The 19,990-nt window shown below is 34.1% G+C and carries 17 protein-coding genes; 8 read left to right on the forward strand and 9 right to left on the reverse strand.

Annotation, left to right across the window (positions count from 1 at the left end; all coding sequences use genetic code 11):
- Window positions 1-59 precede the first annotated feature (59 nt).
- The 4 genes from OLM54_RS05150 to OLM54_RS05165 form a co-directional block, all read right to left on the reverse strand.
- Window positions 60-1,355, reverse strand: coding sequence for an epoxide hydrolase family protein (locus tag OLM54_RS05150; protein ID WP_264537532.1), 1,296 nt, complete (start codon window positions 1,353-1,355; stop codon window positions 60-62).
- A 679-nt stretch (window positions 1,356-2,034) separates the two neighbouring features.
- Window positions 2,035-2,460 carry a response regulator gene (locus tag OLM54_RS05155; RefSeq protein ID WP_264537533.1) on the reverse strand — a complete coding sequence of 142 codons (426 nt, stop codon included), beginning with the start codon at window positions 2,458-2,460 and terminating at the stop codon, window positions 2,035-2,037.
- A gap of 48 nt (window positions 2,461-2,508) precedes the next feature.
- On the reverse strand, window positions 2,509-4,017 hold the full coding sequence (locus OLM54_RS05160; RefSeq protein ID WP_264537534.1) for a PAS domain-containing sensor histidine kinase: 1,509 nt from the start codon (window positions 4,015-4,017) through the stop codon (window positions 2,509-2,511).
- A 156-nt stretch (window positions 4,018-4,173) separates the two neighbouring features.
- Window positions 4,174-6,885 carry a S8 family serine peptidase gene (locus OLM54_RS05165; protein ID WP_264537535.1) on the reverse strand — a complete coding sequence of 904 codons (2,712 nt, stop codon included), beginning with the start codon at window positions 6,883-6,885 and terminating at the stop codon, window positions 4,174-4,176.
- A 531-nt stretch (window positions 6,886-7,416) separates the two neighbouring features.
- On the opposite strand from OLM54_RS05165, the gene OLM54_RS05170 reads away from it, so the two are divergent.
- Window positions 7,417-8,244 (forward strand): zinc-dependent metalloprotease, encoded by an 828-nt coding sequence (locus OLM54_RS05170; RefSeq protein ID WP_264537536.1) that lies wholly within the window; start codon window positions 7,417-7,419, stop codon window positions 8,242-8,244.
- 123 nt (window positions 8,245-8,367) lie between these two features.
- Here OLM54_RS05170 and OLM54_RS05175 read toward each other — a convergent pair whose 3' ends face one another.
- On the reverse strand, window positions 8,368-11,070 hold the full coding sequence (locus tag OLM54_RS05175) for a delta-60 repeat domain-containing protein (protein WP_264537537.1): 2,703 nt from the start codon (window positions 11,068-11,070) through the stop codon (window positions 8,368-8,370).
- Between the two features lie 281 nt (window positions 11,071-11,351).
- On the reverse strand, window positions 11,352-12,140 hold the full coding sequence (locus OLM54_RS05180; protein ID WP_264537538.1) for a polysaccharide lyase: 789 nt from the start codon (window positions 12,138-12,140) through the stop codon (window positions 11,352-11,354).
- Between the two features lie 404 nt (window positions 12,141-12,544).
- Between OLM54_RS05180 and OLM54_RS05185 the strand changes: the two genes are divergently transcribed.
- Both OLM54_RS05185 and OLM54_RS05190 read left to right on the forward strand, forming a co-directional pair.
- A complete protein-coding gene (locus OLM54_RS05185) occupies window positions 12,545-12,922 on the forward strand; it encodes a nuclear transport factor 2 family protein (RefSeq protein ID WP_264537539.1) in 378 nt (125 codons plus the stop codon).
- 84 nt (window positions 12,923-13,006) lie between these two features.
- Window positions 13,007-13,936 (forward strand): aldo/keto reductase, encoded by a 930-nt coding sequence (locus OLM54_RS05190; RefSeq protein WP_264537540.1) that lies wholly within the window; start codon window positions 13,007-13,009, stop codon window positions 13,934-13,936.
- 26 nt (window positions 13,937-13,962) lie between these two features.
- On the opposite strand, the gene OLM54_RS05195 is transcribed toward OLM54_RS05190, so the two are convergent.
- Window positions 13,963-14,343, reverse strand: a complete 381-nt coding sequence (locus OLM54_RS05195; RefSeq protein ID WP_264537541.1) for a response regulator — start codon at window positions 14,341-14,343, stop codon at window positions 13,963-13,965.
- Between the two features lie 125 nt (window positions 14,344-14,468).
- On the opposite strand from OLM54_RS05195, the gene OLM54_RS05200 reads away from it, so the two are divergent.
- Genes OLM54_RS05200 through OLM54_RS05215 form a run of 4 tightly spaced genes read left to right on the forward strand, consistent with a single transcriptional unit; the run spans window position 14,469 to window position 18,241 of the window.
- Window positions 14,469-14,636 (forward strand): hypothetical protein, encoded by a 168-nt coding sequence (locus tag OLM54_RS05200; protein ID WP_264537542.1) that lies wholly within the window; start codon window positions 14,469-14,471, stop codon window positions 14,634-14,636.
- Between the two features lie 11 nt (window positions 14,637-14,647).
- The gene (locus tag OLM54_RS05205; protein WP_264537543.1) at window positions 14,648-15,610 is read left to right on the forward strand and encodes an acyl-CoA dehydrogenase family protein; all 963 of its coding nucleotides are present in this window, start codon (window positions 14,648-14,650) and stop codon (window positions 15,608-15,610) included.
- Between the two features lie 2 nt (window positions 15,611-15,612).
- Window positions 15,613-17,502, forward strand: a complete 1,890-nt coding sequence (locus OLM54_RS05210) for a sensor histidine kinase (RefSeq protein ID WP_264537544.1) — start codon at window positions 15,613-15,615, stop codon at window positions 17,500-17,502.
- A 40-nt stretch (window positions 17,503-17,542) separates the two neighbouring features.
- The gene (locus OLM54_RS05215) at window positions 17,543-18,241 is read left to right on the forward strand and encodes a DUF1826 domain-containing protein (protein ID WP_264537545.1); all 699 of its coding nucleotides are present in this window, start codon (window positions 17,543-17,545) and stop codon (window positions 18,239-18,241) included.
- Between the two features lie 51 nt (window positions 18,242-18,292).
- On the opposite strand, the gene OLM54_RS05220 is transcribed toward OLM54_RS05215, so the two are convergent.
- Window positions 18,293-18,538, reverse strand: coding sequence for a type II toxin-antitoxin system ParD family antitoxin (locus OLM54_RS05220; RefSeq protein ID WP_264537546.1), 246 nt, complete (start codon window positions 18,536-18,538; stop codon window positions 18,293-18,295).
- 192 nt (window positions 18,539-18,730) lie between these two features.
- A complete protein-coding gene (locus OLM54_RS05225) occupies window positions 18,731-19,426 on the reverse strand; it encodes a pseudouridine synthase (RefSeq protein WP_264537547.1) in 696 nt (231 codons plus the stop codon).
- Window positions 19,427-19,603: 177 nt separating this feature from the next.
- On the opposite strand from OLM54_RS05225, the gene OLM54_RS05230 reads away from it, so the two are divergent.
- On the forward strand, window positions 19,604-19,972 hold the full coding sequence (locus OLM54_RS05230; protein ID WP_264537548.1) for a hypothetical protein: 369 nt from the start codon (window positions 19,604-19,606) through the stop codon (window positions 19,970-19,972).
- Window positions 19,973-19,990: the final 18 nt, after the last annotated feature.

The raw sequence follows: 19,990 nt of genomic DNA on the forward strand, positions 1-19,990 counted from the left end.
TGGAATAGAAAAAGGTCCGTATCAGCCGACATATTGCCGGCTGACTGGACTTTATTCTGTTATTTGCGCAGTGATTTAAAGGCTGCTCTCATTTCTTCAGTGAAAATTTTTGGCTGTTCCCAAGCGGCAAAGTGACCTCCTTTTTCGGCTTTATTGTAATAAATAAGTGCCGGATATGCTTTCTCTGCCCATGATTTTGGTGCCGGATATAATTCGTCCGGGAAAGTACTTACGGCAACCGGTATTTTTACACCTTTAACAGTAAAATAGCCTTTTCCCCAATATTCCCAATAAAGACGTGCTCCAGAAATTCCTGTATTAGTTAACCATGTAAGGGTGATATTATCAAGAATATCATCTTTGGTAAGACCTTCTGTTTGTCCCTGAAAAACACGTGAGATTAAGGCGTAGCTGCGTGCATCGTGATCAAGAAAATAAGCTGCAAGACCTACAGGCGAGTCAGCAATTCCGTACATAGTCTGAGGACGAAGCCCTAATTGAAATCCGTATGCAATTCCTTTTTGATATACGGTTTGTACACGGTCGTAAGTAATTTTTTCTTCGGCAGAAAGACTAGCCGGTGCCGGTGCGCCTGAAAATGCCAAACCATTAATATCTTCAGGAATTACGCCAGCCATATTGGTATGGATAGCCATAAGCCCTTGTGGTGTTTGTAAACCTTGCTGATCAACTACGATCGCTCCCCAATCTCCGCCTTGTGCAACATAATTGGTATAACCAAGTCGTTTCATTAAAATATCCCAGGCTTTTGCAATATGTTCCGGTCCCCATCCTTTTTCTGTTGGTTTTCCGGAAAAGCCGTATCCTGGCATTGATGGAATTATAACATCAAAAGCATCTTCTGCTTTTCCGCCATAAGCAGTTGGGTTGGTAAGCGGGTCAATAATTTTCATTTGTTCAATGATTGATCCTGGCCATCCGTGAGTGATTATAAGTGGCAGTGCATTTTTGTGTTTTGATTTTACCTGAATAAAATGAATATCAAGACCGTCAATGTTTGTGATAAAGTTTGGATAAGCATTTATTTTTTTCTCAATCTTACGCCAATCATAAGTGTTTGCCCAATATTTTGCGAGTGCTTTCATTGTTTCGAGCTGAACACCTTGTGATGCGTCCTGAACGGTTTCTTTCTCCGGCCAGTTTGTAGCAGCTATACGCTGTTTCAGGTTATCCAGCTGTGCCTGAGTAGCATGGTATTCGAATGGACGAATTGCTTCCGGATTTTTGTCTGTTGTTTGTTTTTTTTGTGCAAAACCTGTAGCGGTTGTCACAATTAATGCTCCTACTGCGAAGATCGTGGTAAGACTGCGTTTGCCTAGTTTAATTGTTTTCATTTTTTTTAGTTTTTAATGAATATTTATCTTGATTTCGGAGCAAAGGTATTTTCATGATATAGAATTTTTATACCGATAATCAGTGAAACAGGCAAATAGAATGGTGAAACGGACAATGAAACCGTTAAATGGTTTTTAAACAGATTGAATTCTAATGAAGGGATATACAAAATTTATGGCGCGCAAAATCTGTACAGATAGATGCAGGGGAGTTCTGTAAAATAGTTTCCAGCCCGATTGGTCAGGAAATAGGTTTAAATGCGAAGTGAGGTTCTGAAAACAGACAATCCCAAACCCGAAATATTCTCGGTTTGAACCATTCATAAAAAAAAGACAGGAAGAATAAATGTAGATTTGAATGGGCAGATCTATATAGATTCAATGCAGAATTTACTGTTTAGGAGTAAATGAGTTGAATAGTAAATGTAGTAAATAAATATATTAATGGTTTTGTTTTAACACTAAACACTACCATAAAACTGCGTTTTAGGTGTATTATAAAATATTTAGTATTAATTATTCGGTGGTTGTAAATTACTTTTTACAGATAATTTTTATTGTACAGGGGAATTTTAAGTAACACTATATTTAAAATAAGAGTTTACTTATAAAGAAAATTATCCCCTGAAAAATAAATGCGGTAATTAATAAAATTATTGATAAAAGCAGATGAAAATTTTTATTTCACGTAGTTTGGAGATACGCACTTTAACCAATATTCGACTATTACATGTATAGTAGATTTAATTTCTTCATAATCAGATGGTTTTACAAAAAATCCCTGAATAGATTTTGAATAAGCATCAATTATATAAGATTGTTCTGCACTTGTTGAGAAAAATAAATATGGAATTGATTTAATTCTAAGATCTTCATTTTCATGGATTTTATTTCTCAATTCCATGCCGCTAAGGCGTGGCATATTTATATCAGAGAATATTATAAAAGGCTCAATAAGAGTATCTGTCAGATATTGCAGCGCTTGTTCTCCATCTGAAAAAAAGACTATTTCATTAGAATAATTCAGTGATAAAAACACATCATTTAAAAGTTCCTGATCATCCAGGTCGTCTTCTATTATAATTATTGGGCCGGTTTTGTTCATTTTTTTTTATAAATATAGCTAATTAATCTGCGCTGGCACTATATAGTTTTATATAGTATCTACTGCTTGTTTTAAAGGAAGCGTAACTGTAAATTCTGCCCCATTGTCTTTTTCTCCTTTTGCCGTGATTTTTCCATTATGTCTTTTTGCTATTTTTCGGCATAGCGCAAGCCCAAGTCCATTGCCTTCGTATTCATCTTTAGAATGGAGCCTTTCAAAGGCAGTGAATATTTTTTCGGCAAATTCGGCATCGAGTCCAATACCATTATCCTTGATGGTAATTTGCACCCAATCGTAACCATCAACTTTTGTAAGAGCGCTGGTTATAATAACTCTTGGCGGCTGGTTTGCTTTTGAGAATTTAAGGGCGTTTTGTATGAGGTTATAGAAAAGCTGGCTGATTAAAATTGGTGCGCCTTCTATTTCCGGAAGATCACAGGTAACTAAAATGGCATTTTTTTCTTTTATGATCAGTTCCAGATCTATTTTTATATTTTCGATAACTTCATTGAGATCTATGATTTCTGTATGCTGAGACGTTTTATCTAATGTCGAATAACTCAAAATTCCTTCTATAATATTTTCCATTCTTTGAGCGGACTGACTGACTTTGTTAAGGTATTTTTTAGATTTTTCGTCTACATGACTTTCTATATCATTTCTTAAAAGGCTATTAAAAATTTTCACTTTTCGTAATGGTTCTCTAAGGTCATGACTTACGACACTGGCAAAATGCATAAGATCATTGTTAGAGCGTGTTAAATCGTCTGTACGGCTGGCAACTTGTTTTTTTAATTCTTCTTCAAATTCTCTCTGTTCATGAATATCCTGAATAATTCCTATTATAGTTTTTGGATTTCCATCTTTATCATTGATAATCTTGCCGCTAATTCTGGTCCATCGCGCTACCTGGTCATCATTTATAATTCGTGCCTCATAACATATTTTTCCGCTTGTTTCGGCTTCAAGGTGTGCTTTTTCACGTGCAGGCATATCATCAGGATGAAGTTTTGCAATTAAACCTTCATTGGTTACTTCGCTCGCAATCGAGCAGATTGTATTGAAATTTCCCGAAGTTTTGATCTTTTTTGTCGCAAGGTCTATTTCATAACTGCCTATATCAGAATTATCGATAGCCATGTTTAGTCTTTCGTTCGCGTTTTGTACTTCTTCTTTTGCCAATTGCAGATCGGTTATATCTGTGCCGGTATTAAGTACGCCATATACATTTCCATCGTCATCAAAAAGAGGGATAAAGCAATAATTAAAATAATGTTCTGTCATGATTTCTTCTATTACCAAATCTACTTTTCTGGCTTTGGCATGATAGGCAATTCCGGTTTTAAGCACAGTTAATGCCTGATCTAAAATTTGCTGTTTTTCAATTTCAGGAACAATCTCAAGATAAGTTTTTCCAATTACATCATCTCCCTTTCCCCAGGCTTTGATCATGGCAGCGTTGGCTAATTCAATTTTAAGATTATTTCCTACATAGACCCCAACAGGTATGGGAATTGTGTCAATTATGTTTTGTAAAAGCCTTGGATTTCGGTGCATAGCGTTTTTCGGTTTAACAGTATAGTTTTGATGGCGAAGCTATTGGTTTTTAAATGTAACATGTTACATTAATTCAATATAGTGTATCAGAATTCCAATTATTTTGAGCTGAAAGCTGTACAAATGCCTCTGATGAAGTACTAAAAATAAAATAGCTTAAAAAACGGCAATTTTTCCTGTTTGAATTTCGCCTGAGCTGGTAATTATCTTATAGATATAAATTCCTGAGGAAGTATTTTTTAAATTGATGTTATTGGTTTTAGAAAGTAACGGAGAAGTAATCGTATTTTGCCCGTTAATATTGTACAAATAGAAAGTAGCACTTTGCTCTTTTTGCGTTTCAATATTTAATTCTTCATTTTTACCTAATAATGTTGGGTGCACAAAATACAAAACATCGCCCAAGTAATGTGTGTCAAGAATGGAGGAACTGACTACATTATTGTTTTCTAAAATTATATTTATTTTATATCTATTGCTGCCTTTTATTGGGGAAGTATCTAAAAAAGAGAATGTTTTTGAATCGATCTCATTTATGGTGCTAATAACACTTTCATTAGTATCAATTATTTTTACCAACTCAATTGTTTTGATGTTGTATAAGCTAAAAAGGCTGGCATCAATCTTTATTTTATTTTCTTCATACACTTCTGCGAAAGCAAGCTCAAAATAACAATTTGAGTTTTGGGCATATTGTAATGTCGATTCACTTTTTATTCCTTCGCTATTGTCAAATACAGGAATTACGGTATAAATTTTTCCATCAGTGTAAACATAAGTAGCGTTTGTTGTTTGTTCTTTAAATTCTAAATGATCTCCTGAAAGTTGATAAATATTAAATGAAGCAACATCGGCAGGTTTGTCCCAATTAATTTCTGTTGTGCCATCACAAACTAAACTTGTATTGATATTTAAATCGTACGAAATCGTAAAACTGTCAGAGATATAATCAGTATTATCAATCGTCATTTTTAATTTTGCTTTCGAAAATTTTTGTTCTGAAGGCGTATATGTAAATTGTTCATTATCGAGATTTATATTATTTGCGATAATTTCCCAGGTTTGCCCATTATTGTAACTAATAGACAATTGTCCGGAAGTGTCGGAAAATGTAGCATTCCATTTAAAAGGAGAAATAGTTTTACCATCATAAGGGAAATTATCATTGCTAACAGGATAATTCCATTCAAATTGATTTTGCAATTCATATTCGTAAACAATGCTGTATTCCTGAGACGCATTTGAAACGTATGAACCTATAATATTGATCGTATAAGATCCTGATGCCGGATTTTCGACAGTAACCTGCTCTATAGTATTAATTTTATCTTTTCCTCTTACAGCTTGCTGCTCAGGCGCATCAGGATTAAGAATCCAGGGTAAAAAAGTGGTGTTGTCAGTTGAAATAACTTCCAGATCTAAATCGTTTACCAAACTTATATTACTGTTGATTGCAGCGGGCAAATCGTTCCAGACTAATGTAATTTTTACCTTTTTTGCATTTACAGGAAGTATAATGTTGTGCGAATTTGTCTGACCAGATGTCACATTACCGGATATAAATCTGTTTTCGCTGATCGTTTTCAGGCATTTATTGGCATTGATATTTCCATAACCATAGGTAAAATCAGGACCTGTATTACCCAAATCTTTGGCACTATTAATTAAAATTGCTTTTGTCAGCGCATTATTTAATAAACTATTGTTTATGGTTTTATAATGTTGTTTCATGAGTGTAATAATTCCTGTGGCTAATGCTGTAGAATTTGATGTTCCTTGCGTGCTAAAAGCTACCAACTCCGGTTTTATTCGTCCGTCGTAAGCCGGACCTTTTGACGAAAAAGGCATAATTACTTCGTTTTGGTCAATACAGCCCACTGCGATACTATTTTTAGATTGCTTGAAATTTCCGGTAATAGTTTTATAACCTAAAAGTCCACTATTGCCTGAGGAAAAACAGTGTGTTAAATCAGGATTTGAGAATAATTGAGCGTCATAAGCATTGGCGAGCGAACCGTAAAAATTCTCAATCTCTGTGCCGTAAGAATGATTTTGAGTAACGGCACCTTGTAAAGTTGCTGTTTCATCAGGATAAATACTCAAAAAATCCGACGATTGTATTTTAGCTTTTGGAACAACTCCTTTTCCTAATGCAGAACTATTTCCTAATCCGGAAACGATTGTCGCCATAGCGGTTGCGTGGGTTGAAACAATTGCCGATTCTTTTTGAGAAGGAATGTGTTTATTTAATAAATCAATATCATTGACATCAAAAAAATCATCTTTGATCGATATAACTTGGTTTTCGCCTGTTAAAAGTGGAAAATTAGCATTGGCTTTATTGATAGCATTGATGCTAAAATTTTGATCTGTTATTTTAGATTCACCTTTTGGCTGCATCGATTCCTGCGAAACAGAAGTTACACTGCTCAAAGCTATAATTTCAATAATTTTTTTGGAGTCAGTTTTTATCATTACAAGATGATTATCCAGTATTTTAATATAAGAAATGCTGATTGATTTTAAGTCAGTAAGTAGTATTTTGAGGCTGTCAGTTGCGATTATATACGGTTTGTCTTCGGTATGATTTGAAAAATTAGATGGTAATTTCCATAAATCATTAACGGAAATATTTTGTTGCGAAGATTTATTAAATTTTACGCTTGCATTTTCGACAATACAAAAAGTACTGTCCAGTTTTTTTACAACTTTATATTTGTTGCGATGTGCGTTTTCTAAAGAGGTAAGATAGTATTTCTCAAATTTTCTTTCGTTTTCTTTTTGTATGTATTGGTTCCATTTTTCAGCGCTTTGTGAGAAACTGATTGTGGTTATCATAAAAAAGAGAAAAGTAATTTGTTTCTTCATTTACGGTTGATGTTAGGGCAATTGCAGCTGTTTATCACTTCTTATTTCAGATAAAATCAAAAATGAATTTTATACTTAATGATTTCTGTTTGAAATATTTATCGCTTGTAGGTAATCAAAGTTATTAAATTATTTGTAAAAATTTTATGATTTTTTATTTGAGCCGAAATCTTCCATTTCTGTAGGACTAATTATGTCTTTTGCAGCTCTTTTTATGTTTTAAATGATGAACGAAATTGTAAAATCATTTTTTAACACAGGCGAAACAAAATAAAATTTCGAAATATTATTTTATTCCTAACAAGCTCATTTTTATTCAATTATTGATTTTACTGGGCTTGCCGTAATAATCAGATAAGTATTACGAAAAATTGCGAATAAAATAATTTAACAAAAAGTGTTAATTTTGTTAAATTATAATTTTATAAGTATTTTAAGATTAAAATTTATATAAATTTGATAACAAATATTACAATATTTTGTGAAAGAACCCCTATTTATCAACTTATTTAACAAACCAAAGAATTTATTATGAAAAAAATTAAATCAATCTTAGCCTTGTCATTTATAGCGCTAACGCTTTTTTCTTGTAACAAAGATGAGGCAGTACAAACAAGTCAGGAATCTCTTAAAGTAACACCAGAGGTGTTAAATAAACTTAGATCACTTTCATTAAATACTAATGATGTTCAGGTGATTAAGAATACTAATTTAGATGGTACGACAGAGGATGCGTTCCTGATAGAAGGTGATATTATCGTGACTCAGGATCAATTAAACAAAATGGATCTTCACGGTGGTATTACTACAGAACAATATCGTACTACTAATTTAGTATCTGCTCCAAGAACAATTAAAGTTGTTGGATTATCAGGAACTGGTACAACTGCTCTAAGTACAAATATGCGTGCAGGATTGCAGGCGGCAATTAATAGATATAACAATTTAGGATTGTCTATTAATTTTACACTAACTTTTAGTTCCAGTACTTCTGGCGCAAATATTGTTGTCCGGAGACAAACCGGATCTGCGGGTGGAGTAGCAGGTTTTCCTTCTGGAGGGGCGCCTTATAATTCAGTTACTTTATACTCAGGATTAGATACTTATTCAACAGGTGTAAATGCGCACGTATCTGCACACGAAATAGGTCACTGTATTGGTTTACGCCATACAGACTGGTTTAGCCGTCAAAGCTGTGGACAAAATTCAAATGAAGGAACTGCTGGCGTAGGAGCAATCCTAATTCCGGGAACACCTTCAGGATATGACTCAACTTCGTACATGAGAGCATGTTTCAGTTCAAGCGAAACAGGAGCTTTTAATGCTAACGATGTTACAGCACTGAATTATTTATATTAGAACGTTAACTATTTATATATAGGTTGAATTAGAGCGTTCTTTACAAAATATAAGAGGCTGCTTCGCAATTGTGAAGCAGCCTCTGTTTTTATTGAAATCTTAACTGTAAGCTTTCAGGTTTCTTTATTCCTTAATTACTTTGTTGACATACACTTTTCCTTCAGAAAATATTTTTAATAAATAAACGCCTGTTTTATAATTGGTTAAATCGATATTGATTTCATTTGACAGAAAACTATTTTCAAAAATCTTTTGTCCGATTAAATTATATAATTCAATTTTTTCGATGTTTGCTGTGTTTGATACCGTTATTTTATCTTTTATCGGATTTGGATATATTTTTATTGTATTCAATGCTACTTCATCTACGCCTAAAGTAGACGTGTTAACGGTTATTGGTAATCTGTAATTGCTTTCTATGCCATTAATGGTTTGTGATGCATAATAGGTTGCTCCGTCAATTAGTAAAGTATTGCCCGTTAAAGTGTCTGGTAAAGCAACGGTAATTTTACTGGTAATACCGCTATTTACACATGCATTTTGAGAACTGTACCATATAATGTTTTGACCATTTACTGCTAAATCAGCCAGAGTTTTGCCCGTAGAAAATGGCTGATTTTGTTGCCCTGTTGGCGCAGGAACGGTTATTAATCCCAGAACGGATACTCTGCAGATATTATTTTTATTGGTTTCGTTAATCGTGTTAAACAATCCCCAAATCAAAATATTTTCACAGCTTTGCGCGGCATAAGCTTTGCCTGTTGACGGAATTGTAAAACTGCCTGTTTTAACGCCGTTGTAATCAATAACGTTAAAAATTGATCCGTTGAAGTTATTTTTATCAGTTTGCCCGCTATTATAAACTATTCTGTCATTTGAAAGAAATATATAATTACCTAATGGCAAAAGAAATGGTTTGAAATTGGAGTCCATTGTACCATTCGTAATATCATATTTAAATAAATAATTTTCATTGGAGGTCAATAATGCTTTTCCGCCTTTTAAGATTTTTAATTTTGATATAGGAAATGGTGTCTCAAATTCGTAATTAATAGAACCATCTGTATTTAATATAACTATTTTGCCGATATTATAACTGCCCGTATTATTTGGAAATGCAAAACTGATCGCTATTTTATTATCATCCAGTATTTTGAGATCTGATGGAGTTTTAATAAAAGAGGGAGATATAAAAGTAGGATCAACAGTGCCATCAGCATTAAACTGAACTACTTTATATTTAGTTCCGTCTTTATAAACATCAGAGTCACCAAAACTAATAATTTTGCGATCCTCTTTAACCTTAAAACCAAAAGTGTTGGCTGTAAAATTAAAATTTTTATCCATTGAGCCGTCAGCATTTAATCGTACGATATAATTTCCTTTTAAATTGCTTTTTAGTCTTAAATATATCTTCCCGTCAAAATTCTTTTTTGTTTCTAATGAATTTTTATAAATCATCGAACTATTAAGTAACGGATCAATTGTAAAGCTGTTATCGAGCTCTCCGTTTTCGGTTAATCTGATAATACTTTTAACAGGTTTGTCGTTGTATGTTGTAAAAAGATAAGAACTGTTATCATAGAACAAGATTTTACTATCGGGTAAAATATCTAAAGTAAGATCATCATTTGCAGAGCTGTGATATAAAACATTAGGACCGTAACTTGGATTAAAAGTTACATCTATGCCACCATTCGCATTTAACCTGTGGTAACCGGACCTTGTTATTCCTGAAGCATTTTTGTAATTTCCTGCAACAATCATTTTATTATTTTGCAGGTTTATGTCGCCATCTACATCACCATTTATATTTTGATCAATAAACGTTGTACTGATTTTACCGGTATTGTCACATTTTTTGATCTTTCCTTCAACACGAAAATAAATACTTCCATCGGTATCATATATCATTTTAACAGGGTAATAATCAGTGTTGTAAGTCAATAGAAAAGTAGGATCTGTAGTTCCGTCAGCATTGAACCTTACAATAGATTTTCTGCTTACATTTCCATTTAGATACAAACTCCCACCTGCTATTAATATTTTTTTATCAGGCTGTACCGCAATATCGTTAATAGGACCGGAGTTTACAAAACCTGTTATGTTGCCCGAAGCGCTATAAACGGTTTTGATATTAAAACTTATGTCTAACGAACCATCAGGATTTAATCGTGCCATTTTTTCTTTTGAAACGCCATTGTAAGAAGAGTAATTTCCGCCAACAATATATTTGCCATCAGGTTGTAAGGCAAAAGCAGTTGTTTCTGAAGAAAACCCTGTACCGATATTAAAAGTAGTGTCTACTGAACCATTTGTATTAAGCCTGACGATATTTGAAGATGATATACCGTTGACAGTATTAAAGGCACCAAAGACCAAAATTTTTCCGTCACTTAAAAAGTAAATTTTGTTTAATCTGGCATAACCACTATTATATATAAACACCGGAGGAATAAATGTGGCGTTTAAACTGCCATTTGAATTATAACTTTTTAAAATGGTGCTGCTGGAAGGAGCATCAACATTTATTGGTAGAATATAATTTCCGTTTGTTTTATTGGCAAAAAATAGTTTGGCACTCGACAACGGTCCCGGAGTTTTAGTAAAAGAGTTGTCTGTACTGCCATCGCTGTTTAGCCTGTAAACACCTTCGGTATCATCTTTTGAAGTAAGTATTTTTCCATTATCTAAAATGATACCCCACTTTCCAATATTCTGACTATAAACTCCTAAATCAGAAGGGTTAAAAGTATTATCAACAGTAAATGTTTGTGCTTGGGCAATTGAGGCAATCAAAATAAAGACAATGGTAATTTTTTTCATATTTCTATTTAGGGATTAAATTGTGGTATTTATGTTGTCATGCAATTTATTTTTTCTCCTGTAAAAAGAAATAAATGCTGTGCTAAAATAAACTTTTTTTGTTAAGAATAATCAGCAGAAATTTTTATTTGCATGATTTTTTATGCATTAAGATTATTGTGGTTTTATTTATAAAAAGGCATAAAAAAATCCCATTTCAATTCGAAATGGGATTTTATATTTTATGTTCATTTTCTATCTATTATAAAATATCAGATAGATTTTTACAGTAAATGCAAATACTATTTTGCATCCCAGGATGCACTAGGATAATAAATAGAACTTGTTACCGGAGCTTTCCAATATTCCTGACTGCCACCACGGAAGGTATGAAGACTTACAGCATTTACATTTCGTTTAGCATCGTTTGTCACCCAGCGAATTGTTTGATTTAATAACTCGGTTCCGTTTACATAATATTTTACATAACCGTTTGTGCTTGATCCGGTATTTAACTTAACAGATATTTGACAGTTGTATGTCACGCCTTCTTGTATGTAATATTTTTTTCCAAAATCATTACCAAATTGTCCCGGCTGATCTCTATAATAAACGTAAGGCTGCAGATAAGCGCCGCTTCCTTTGGCAGAGTTTGATCCATTTGGGCAATACCACATAAATCTGGCACTTCCGCCGTTACCATCCCATCCCGGATCGCCACCAGTATTTTGATCTCCAATTAATATACCGTAGCCGCATTTACCGCCTCTGCTCCAGTAAAATCCTGAATTAAATTTCATCTGAAACCAAACCGTGTAAACACCCTCAGACCAAACACCATACGATGTACACAAACCACCGGGGCATGATAGTGTATTTGTTTGCAATGTGATGGTTCTGGCTCCGGCACTGCCTAACGCGGCAGCTGCTGCGGTGGCTTTGTTCGTGTTTTGCGGCACGTCTTTGTCTGCGTTTTCTAACGCTTCTTTGTTAACGGCTTGTGGCTCGTTTAAATCTTGTTCCTTTTCGCAGGAATTAAACACTAAAGCTGCAATAAATAGCAAGCTTGTTAATTTTAGGAATTTTTTCATTTGTAAAATTTTAAGGTTAATAATTAATAATGGTTAGTAAAATAATAGATAGTCTTTATCTCATTTGATACTGAAAGAGAGAACTTTATCAAATTCTAAAAATCGATATCAAGAGATACTGCAAAGTTGATTAATAAGAATTTACATAAGGATAAAAAAAGTACGATTTTGGGTACACAATAATCTTGTAGATGTATTTTGTCTATATTTTTTGCACTTTAAAGATGGTATTGATAAAAAATATGAAAAAAAAATTATACAGAATTTAAACAATTAAGACTTTAATATTTTAGAGATGAACGGGTTGGTTTAATCTGTTTTCATTAAATTGATGTTAAAAATGCGCATACATCTTAAAAATAGTTTGAAATTAGTAGTACTGTTTAACTAATAAAAAGATGATTATGGAAACGCAAATTATTGAACTGGAAAAAAAATATTGGCAGGGAATGGAAAATCATGATTATGAAGCGGTAAAAAATCTCACCCATTTTCCTTGTATCGTTGCCGGAAAAAACGGTGTACAAAGTGTAGATGAAGCCAATTTTAAAAAGATGTTTGAATCCGGAGGTGGCGATAAAATAAAAGTTTTGAATTTTTCTGATATTGAAACGCAATTACTTGCCGAAAATTCTGCCGTAATAGCATACACGATAGAATTAGGAATAATAGACGATAAACAAAAAGCTCCTGTGAAATGCGCCTGCACTTCTACATGGATAAAAGAAAACAACAATTGGATTTGTGCACTGCATACCGAAACTGAATTGGCTAAGCAATAGCAGTCCAAAAGTAGCGTCATGGATAGTGAAATTAAAATATAATATATACTTTTATTACCTGATACTAACTAATAAACCAACAATATGGATTCTCAAAACCAAAACCGACGCAGATTTTTAAAAGGCAGTGCCGCCGCCGGAATTTACTTAGGGCTGTTTGGTATGCCCAACTTATTTGGCAATACAATAATCAATACTGATGCTGCAGAAATTACAAATGTTAAGCTAAATAACGGTATAAAAATGCCCATGCTTGGGTTTGGAACTTACGGACTTAACGGTGAAGTATGTCAAAAATCTGTAGCCGATGCAATATCAGTAGGCTACCGCCTTATTGACACCGCAAAAGTGTACGGAAATGAAGAAGCGGTTGGCAGAGGAATAAAACAAAGCGGAGTGAACAGAAAAGAACTTTTTGTTACTTCAAAATTATGGGTTGATGATGCCGGTTATGAAAATGCCAAAAAAGGTTTTGAAGAGACACTAACAAAATTGGGACTTGAATATCTTGATTTGTATTTAATACACCGTCCAAGAGGTGATGTAAAAGGATCGTGGAAAGCAATGGAAGAACTTTACAAGGCAGGAAAAATCAGAGCTATAGGCATAAGCAACTTCGATCCGGACCAGATGGCTGAACTTTTGTCTTATGCGCAGGTAAAACCTGCTGTAAACCAGATTGAAACACATGCTTATTTTCAGCAAAACAATGCTTATAATGTGCTAAAACAGCATAATATCCAAATGGAAGCGTGGGCTCCTTTTGCAGAAGGCCGCAACGGACTTTTTACAAATGAAGTATTTGTTGCGATTGCCAAAAAGTACGGCAAGACCACTGCTCAGGTAAATTTGAGATGGCATTATCAGCGTGGTATTGTTGCCATTCCAAGATCTTCCCAAAAAGCACACATTGTAGAAAACCTGAATATATTTGATTTCAAACTCGATCATGCAGATATGAGCGCGATTGAAAAATTGGATTTAAATAAAACCCAGTTTCCGGAATGGAGCTAAAGCATAATTAATCAAAAAAACAGCAGTTATAGATAGCTTTTAATAGCAATTTCCAGTTCTGAGCATAAGTTCTTAAACGAGCTCTGTTTGGTCATAATTTTATCTGCCTTTTTAAGAATGGGTGATTTCTCTACCTGAGGCGCTGTAGAGTAAATAATAACGGGAATGTTTTTAAATTTAGCATTGTTTTTAACCTCTGTCAAAAACTCTTCACCAGTCATAATTGGCATATTTAAATCAAGAAAAATAAGATCAGGTATTTGTCGCAGTTCAAGAGCATTAAGCTTTTCAAGTGCATCGACTCCATTTTTTGCCTCCATATAAGTAAGTTCCAAATCAAGTGATTCTATGCCTTCCTGAAAAAGTTCTCTATCATCCTTATCGTCATCAATTATAAATATTGTCATATTCTTGTTTAAATATTTACAAAGGTATATTAATTATTTTGCTAATTCACGTTACATTCTTTATATTTATAGTAATTTGGTAATCATATTGAATTATTATACAGGATCCTCAGGTATCGAAATATATGGAAGAATTATTAAAAAAAGCAGCGGCTATTGCGCGTGATGTGACTATTAAGGAGGGACCGATTGCTGATAAAGAAGGACGCTGGGTAAGTGATACTATGCAGGCTTTAAAAGATTCTAAACTTACAGGTCTTTTGGTGCCTAAAGAAAGCGGGGATATGGATTAGGTATGTATGCAATGGTTAAAATCAGTGAAGAACTTGGTCGTGCCTATTCTTCTGCCGGACTTTGCTTTGGAATGCACTGTGTTGGTTCAGCGGTTATTGCTGCTAAAGCTACCACCTGGCAGAAAAAAAATTATCTGGAACCTATCGCAAATGGCGAGCACATTACAACACTTGCCCTAAGTGAACCCGGTACTGGTTCTCATTTCTATTTTCCTCAAACGGCATTAAGCATTTCAGGCGATGAAATAACGATTAACGGTGCTAAAACTTTTGTTACAAATGGCTCTCATGCCGATTCTTACGTAATATCTACTCTTGCCAGCGGAACACATAATGCGGATCAATTCTCCTGTATATTGCTTGATGAAGGCACTCAGGGAATGGAATGGGGAAAAGAATGGGACGGCATGGGAATGCGCGGAAATTCTTCGCGTCCGGTTAATCTTGAAAATATAAAACTCAACAGACAGCATATTCTTGGCGAAGAAGGAGATCAGTTATGGTATGTGTTTAATGTTGTAGCTCCATATTTTTTAATGGCAATGGCGGGGACTTACCTGGGCGTTGCTGATGCCGCTTTCAGGGAAGCAAAAAATTCGATAGCCAAAAGAACTTACTCACACAGCGGTGCCAATTTATCTCATTTATCAATAATTCAGCATAAACTTGGTGGCATGTGGCAAAAGCTTGAAAGCACCAGAGCACTTATTTATAATGCGGCTTTACTTGGTGATAAAAATGATCCATCATCGCTTCCTTACATACTTTCAGCAAAAGTGGCGGCTGCCACATGCGCGGTCGATCTTGCAAACGAAGCCATGACAATAGCTGGTGGTATAGGGTATAGTAATAACTCTGCTTTAGCAATGCTATTGAGGGATGCAAGAGCAGCACACGTAATGGCTCCTACTACAGATATTTTACAAACCTGGATAGGAAGAGCTTTATTAGATCAACCCCTTTTATCTGATTAAAAATGGGAGTAGTCTATCATATTGGCTTTAATCCATCACAATTACAACATGTAGCGGCTGAATTAAGCGGCAGTACTTTTGTTGGTCTGGATCAAACCAAATTAGCATCATGGGAAGTGAATGATATTGAAGCAGTACTCATTGGACCTGCTGAGCAATCTAACTTGTCGATATTGCAAAAAGTATTTATAAAAGACTCCTTGTTGCCAACCATATTACTGGTAGAGCCACAAGACCTTTTTTCGACAAAGCAGGCAGTACAGTTTGCACCATTCATTAGTAAATATTCCTACTATTATAGTCTTTATCCTTTTCCTGCAGAAGAATTAGAAAATATAATGGCACAGAGCCGGCAAAGAAAGACATATGCCAAAATACAATCATCGGTAGTACTGGAAATGCAGGCGAAACGTCCTGTTTTACAAATTCAACAGCTTGGTACCTTTTTAGAGCAGGCTCCAATTGGCGCAGTGCTGCTGAATAAGGATTTTAGTATTACAGCAATGAACAAGGTTGCGCAGTCATTGTTTGATATAACTTACGACCAAGATAAGAAAGAACCTAATCTTTCTGATCTTTTTGAGAAAAACGAAGAGCAGCATATTCGTTATTTTCTTGCAAATGCTCCATCAGGAGAAAGACAGACAGAAGTTTATACGCGTCACAAGTTTTTACAAATTAATGTGTCAGAAGTAATTAATGAGTTAGGCAACTCGTTCTTAATTTTACTTATAAATGATATAACGGAGCGCAAGGTACAAGAAAACCGCCTGCAGACAATATTAAATGCAATGCCCCAAATGGGCTGGATGGTAGATTTTAAAGGCGCTGTTACACACCTCACAGAAGGCTGGTATACGTACACAGGTATGCCAAAAGAAGAAACAGGGGAGAACTGGCTGGAGTACATTTATAAAGATGACCAGGAATCTGTACAGAGAGAATGGCAGCAAAATATGACTAAAGGTTTATTTTTTGAAATAGAAGCCCGATATAAAAAATATGATGGTCAGTACCGCTGGCATCTTATTCGCACTGTACCAATTTATAACTCAAAAAAAGAAATTGATTACTGGTTAGGTATTGCCACAGATATTGATCAGCAAAAGAAAGTTGAAAAAGATTTGGAAGATCAGGTAACTGCCCGTACAACAGAACTTAGCAATGCTAACAATGACCTTATAAAATCAAATAGCGATCTTAAAGATTTTGCTCACATAACATCACACGATCTTCAGGAACCACTGCGAAAAGTAAAAATATTTTCAGAACGTTTACGCGATAATATAAATGATCACGAAAAAGTATTCAATTATCTTTCAAAGATTGATGGAGCTGTAATCAGGATGACCGATCTTATTACGGGGATTTTAAGTTATAGTAATTTATCAAAAGAAGATAACAAACTGATAGTGATAGATTTAAATGAAATACTAAAAGCCTCACAATTTGAATTTGAAGTACTGCTCGAAGATAAAGGAGGAGAAATTCATCAGAGCGATCTTCCTAAAATAAAAGGAAACGCTCTGCAAATACAGCAGTTATTTAATAACCTGATAAGCAATTCATTAAAGTATAGCAAAGCGGCACCCAGAATAAATGTAACTTCAAGTATAGTAAATAGTGATACATCTTTTTTTAAAGAGATACCGTCAGGACATAACTTTAACGAAATTATATTTGCAGATAACGGTATTGGATTTGATGAAAAGTATGCAGATCGTATTTTTGCAATTTTTAGCCGTTTGCATGACAGAAGTGAATATTCGGGAACAGGAATTGGACTTGCTCTTTGTAAAAAAATAGTTGATAACCATAATGGCTACATAACAGTAAGCTCAGAACTGAATAAAGGCACGCGATTTTACATTTATCTTCCTGTTATTGCATAATTTTGTAATGCATGAAGAACTGGCTTTTTACTATTATACTATGAACAAAATATTTTCTGACAGCAGCCAAATTAAAACGGTATCTACTTTTTCTGAGCTTGTACATACCAATTTTAAGGGAGAAATAAATGCACTGTGCTGGTACAGAAATTTAGATGGCGATTTTAACGAGATTGTAGCCAAATTATCTTTAGAAAAAAATATAACCGAAGTTTATCCCGAAGATCTAATCGCACTCCAACTCTCAGAAAAGGGGAATATAGCAAGGCAAATAATCTTAAATGATTTACAATTATTAGCTGATTTTGGCGCTTCGCCGGCTCTTAATTTACTAAAGTGTTATGAACGTGACGATGAATTTGATTTTATCTCGACAGATGTGTATTCGTTTCATGTTGATCGTTCGCCCATTGCAACCGATACTTTTTTATGTACCTATCACGGAGCCGCAAGTGATATTATTGCTAATTCGCAGGCAGAACAAAAAATTCTAATTCCGGAAATTCGAACAAAGCTAAAAGAACTGTTTGACGGATCAGAGGAAGAATTCGAAGACTTTTTGAAAGAAAATTATTTTGATTTGCATTATCAAATGCATGCAAATGCAGAACCTATGAATTTAGGATTAGGACATCTTTGGCGTCTGGCTGTAGATCATCCAAAACAACAAGTGCTGCCTTGTATTCACAGAGCACCAATAGAAAATGAAGGAGAATACAGGTTGTTGCTGATTTGTTAGGTGTGAATTTTGATCGCTCGGATTTGCGCAACAATCGTGAAAATTTAATAGCTATACATTAGGCAAATCTTTTTTAAATTCGGCTAACATTTCTTCTCTGGTTTGTTTTTTTGCAAAACCGCTTTTTTCTCCCTTATCTATTTTAGCTCTCACAAATTCATAATATTCTTCTTGTGAACGAGCTTGCTTAATCAAATAGTTAATAGCTTCACTTTTACTGCTAAACTCTTCTGTATTAACCTGATTTCGCAACCACTCTTCATTACGGGCAGTTAATGATATACTTTGTCGTGTCATAAAATAAAGTTTTTAGATTGGTGTAAATTTACACCAAAATTTCGAAATCAAAAACATATTTCTTGCACATAGATAAGGGAGGTTTCGGGATCGAACTATGTGTGAGAAACAAGTTTCTTTTTAATTTACTTTTTCAAACACATAAAATCTATGTTTCTATGTGTTTAATTTTTTTATGTATTACAATAATATCTATTTGTACTTACTCAAATCGAGATTAAGGATAGTGCCAACTCTGCTAAACTCTTCATTAATTTTTGCATTCATGATAAGTTGCTTATTGCTTATTGGATGATTAAAAATTAACTGATGTGCATGAAGCATCATTCCTTTCAGATCAAAATTCTCCAGCCATAATTTATTTTGTTTGTTGCAGCCATGTGGGCGGCTTCCTAAAATGGGATGAAAAATATGTTTAAAATGTTTTCGTAATTGATGCATACGCCCAGTTTCAGGAATCGCTTCTACCAAACAATATCGTGACGTTGGTTTATTGTTAAATTCTAAGTCAACTTCGGCATTTTGCAAACGATGAAAGTATGTTATTGCATTTTGTGTAATGTCATCATCATTAGTTAAATCATAATCAATTGTTAGTTCCTGAGGAGACCAGCCACGTAAAATGGCTAAATATTTTTTTTCGACTTCGCGTGTAGCAAAACGATCATTCATAGTTTTCAAAACCTCTTTATCCAGCGCAAATAACAAAACACCAGATGTTTTGCGGTCTAACCGATGAATAGGATAAACGTGTTGACCTATTTGATTTCTTAATTCCTGAATGGCATACACTTTTGCATCGCGCGCATAAAATGATTTGTGAACCAACAACCCGCTTGGTTTATTAATGGCAACAATATATTCGTCCTGGTAAAGAATTTCTAACATTCGGCAAAAGTAGAAGAGATTTCGATTGAAATGGCTTTTATGGGTTATTTATTTAATTAAAAATAATAATCCTCTGAGAGAAAAATAAAAACGCTTACGTTTTTAAACAATAATATTTAACAAACAAGTATTGAATAGGGTATAATTATTATGTTTGTATAAGATTTAATTTTACTAATGAGAAAATTTTACTTTTTAGCATTTCTATTATTAGGCATTTTTCTGATGTCGGATACTACTTTTGCGTGCGGAAGTAAATCTAAAAGAGATCATTTTGCCATAGAAATGTCATCTGCTAAAAGTAAAAAAGATTGTTGTGATGCTGTTGCTGGTCATAAAGATAAAAAACATCATTGCTGTAATAATAATTGTAAAGATTCTAAATGCACTTGCGCTCCATCTGCCAGTGTTTTTTTAGTATTTAATGTACCCGCTTTACAAACTGTAGATTCTGATTTTTATAATAAAAATCAAAAATTTAACCATCCCGAGACTTCTGTTTCATCGGGTTTTTCTTCTCTTTATTTAATACCAAAAATAGGTTAAATTCAAAAATTGACAGCC

Source organism: Flavobacterium sp. N1736 (assembly GCF_025947065.1).
Taxonomy (GTDB): domain Bacteria; phylum Bacteroidota; class Bacteroidia; order Flavobacteriales; family Flavobacteriaceae; genus Flavobacterium.

Bases quoted from the DNA above. Each gene is read 5' to 3' on its own strand.
- OLM54_RS05150 (WP_264537532.1), bottom strand. From the start codon at position 1,355: ATGAAAACAATTAAACTAGGCAAACGCAGTCTTACCACGATCTTCGCA.
- OLM54_RS05155 (WP_264537533.1), bottom strand. From the start codon at position 2,460: ATGAACAAAACCGGCCCAATAATTATAATAGAAGACGACCTGGATGAT.
- OLM54_RS05160 (WP_264537534.1), bottom strand. From the start codon at position 4,017: ATGCACCGAAATCCAAGGCTTTTACAAAACATAATTGACACAATTCCC.
- OLM54_RS05165 (WP_264537535.1), bottom strand. From the start codon at position 6,885: ATGAAGAAACAAATTACTTTTCTCTTTTTTATGATAACCACAATCAGT.
- OLM54_RS05170 (WP_264537536.1), top strand. From the start codon at position 7,417: ATGAAAAAAATTAAATCAATCTTAGCCTTGTCATTTATAGCGCTAACG.
- OLM54_RS05175 (WP_264537537.1), bottom strand. From the start codon at position 11,070: ATGAAAAAAATTACCATTGTCTTTATTTTGATTGCCTCAATTGCCCAA.
- OLM54_RS05180 (WP_264537538.1), bottom strand. From the start codon at position 12,140: ATGAAAAAATTCCTAAAATTAACAAGCTTGCTATTTATTGCAGCTTTA.
- OLM54_RS05185 (WP_264537539.1), top strand. From the start codon at position 12,545: ATGGAAACGCAAATTATTGAACTGGAAAAAAAATATTGGCAGGGAATG.
- OLM54_RS05190 (WP_264537540.1), top strand. From the start codon at position 13,007: ATGGATTCTCAAAACCAAAACCGACGCAGATTTTTAAAAGGCAGTGCC.
- OLM54_RS05195 (WP_264537541.1), bottom strand. From the start codon at position 14,343: ATGACAATATTTATAATTGATGACGATAAGGATGATAGAGAACTTTTT.
- OLM54_RS05200 (WP_264537542.1), top strand. From the start codon at position 14,469: ATGGAAGAATTATTAAAAAAAGCAGCGGCTATTGCGCGTGATGTGACT.
- OLM54_RS05205 (WP_264537543.1), top strand. From the start codon at position 14,648: ATGGTTAAAATCAGTGAAGAACTTGGTCGTGCCTATTCTTCTGCCGGA.
- OLM54_RS05210 (WP_264537544.1), top strand. From the start codon at position 15,613: ATGGGAGTAGTCTATCATATTGGCTTTAATCCATCACAATTACAACAT.
- OLM54_RS05215 (WP_264537545.1), top strand. From the start codon at position 17,543: ATGAACAAAATATTTTCTGACAGCAGCCAAATTAAAACGGTATCTACT.
- OLM54_RS05220 (WP_264537546.1), bottom strand. From the start codon at position 18,538: ATGACACGACAAAGTATATCATTAACTGCCCGTAATGAAGAGTGGTTG.
- OLM54_RS05225 (WP_264537547.1), bottom strand. From the start codon at position 19,426: ATGTTAGAAATTCTTTACCAGGACGAATATATTGTTGCCATTAATAAA.
- OLM54_RS05230 (WP_264537548.1), top strand. From the start codon at position 19,604: ATGAGAAAATTTTACTTTTTAGCATTTCTATTATTAGGCATTTTTCTG.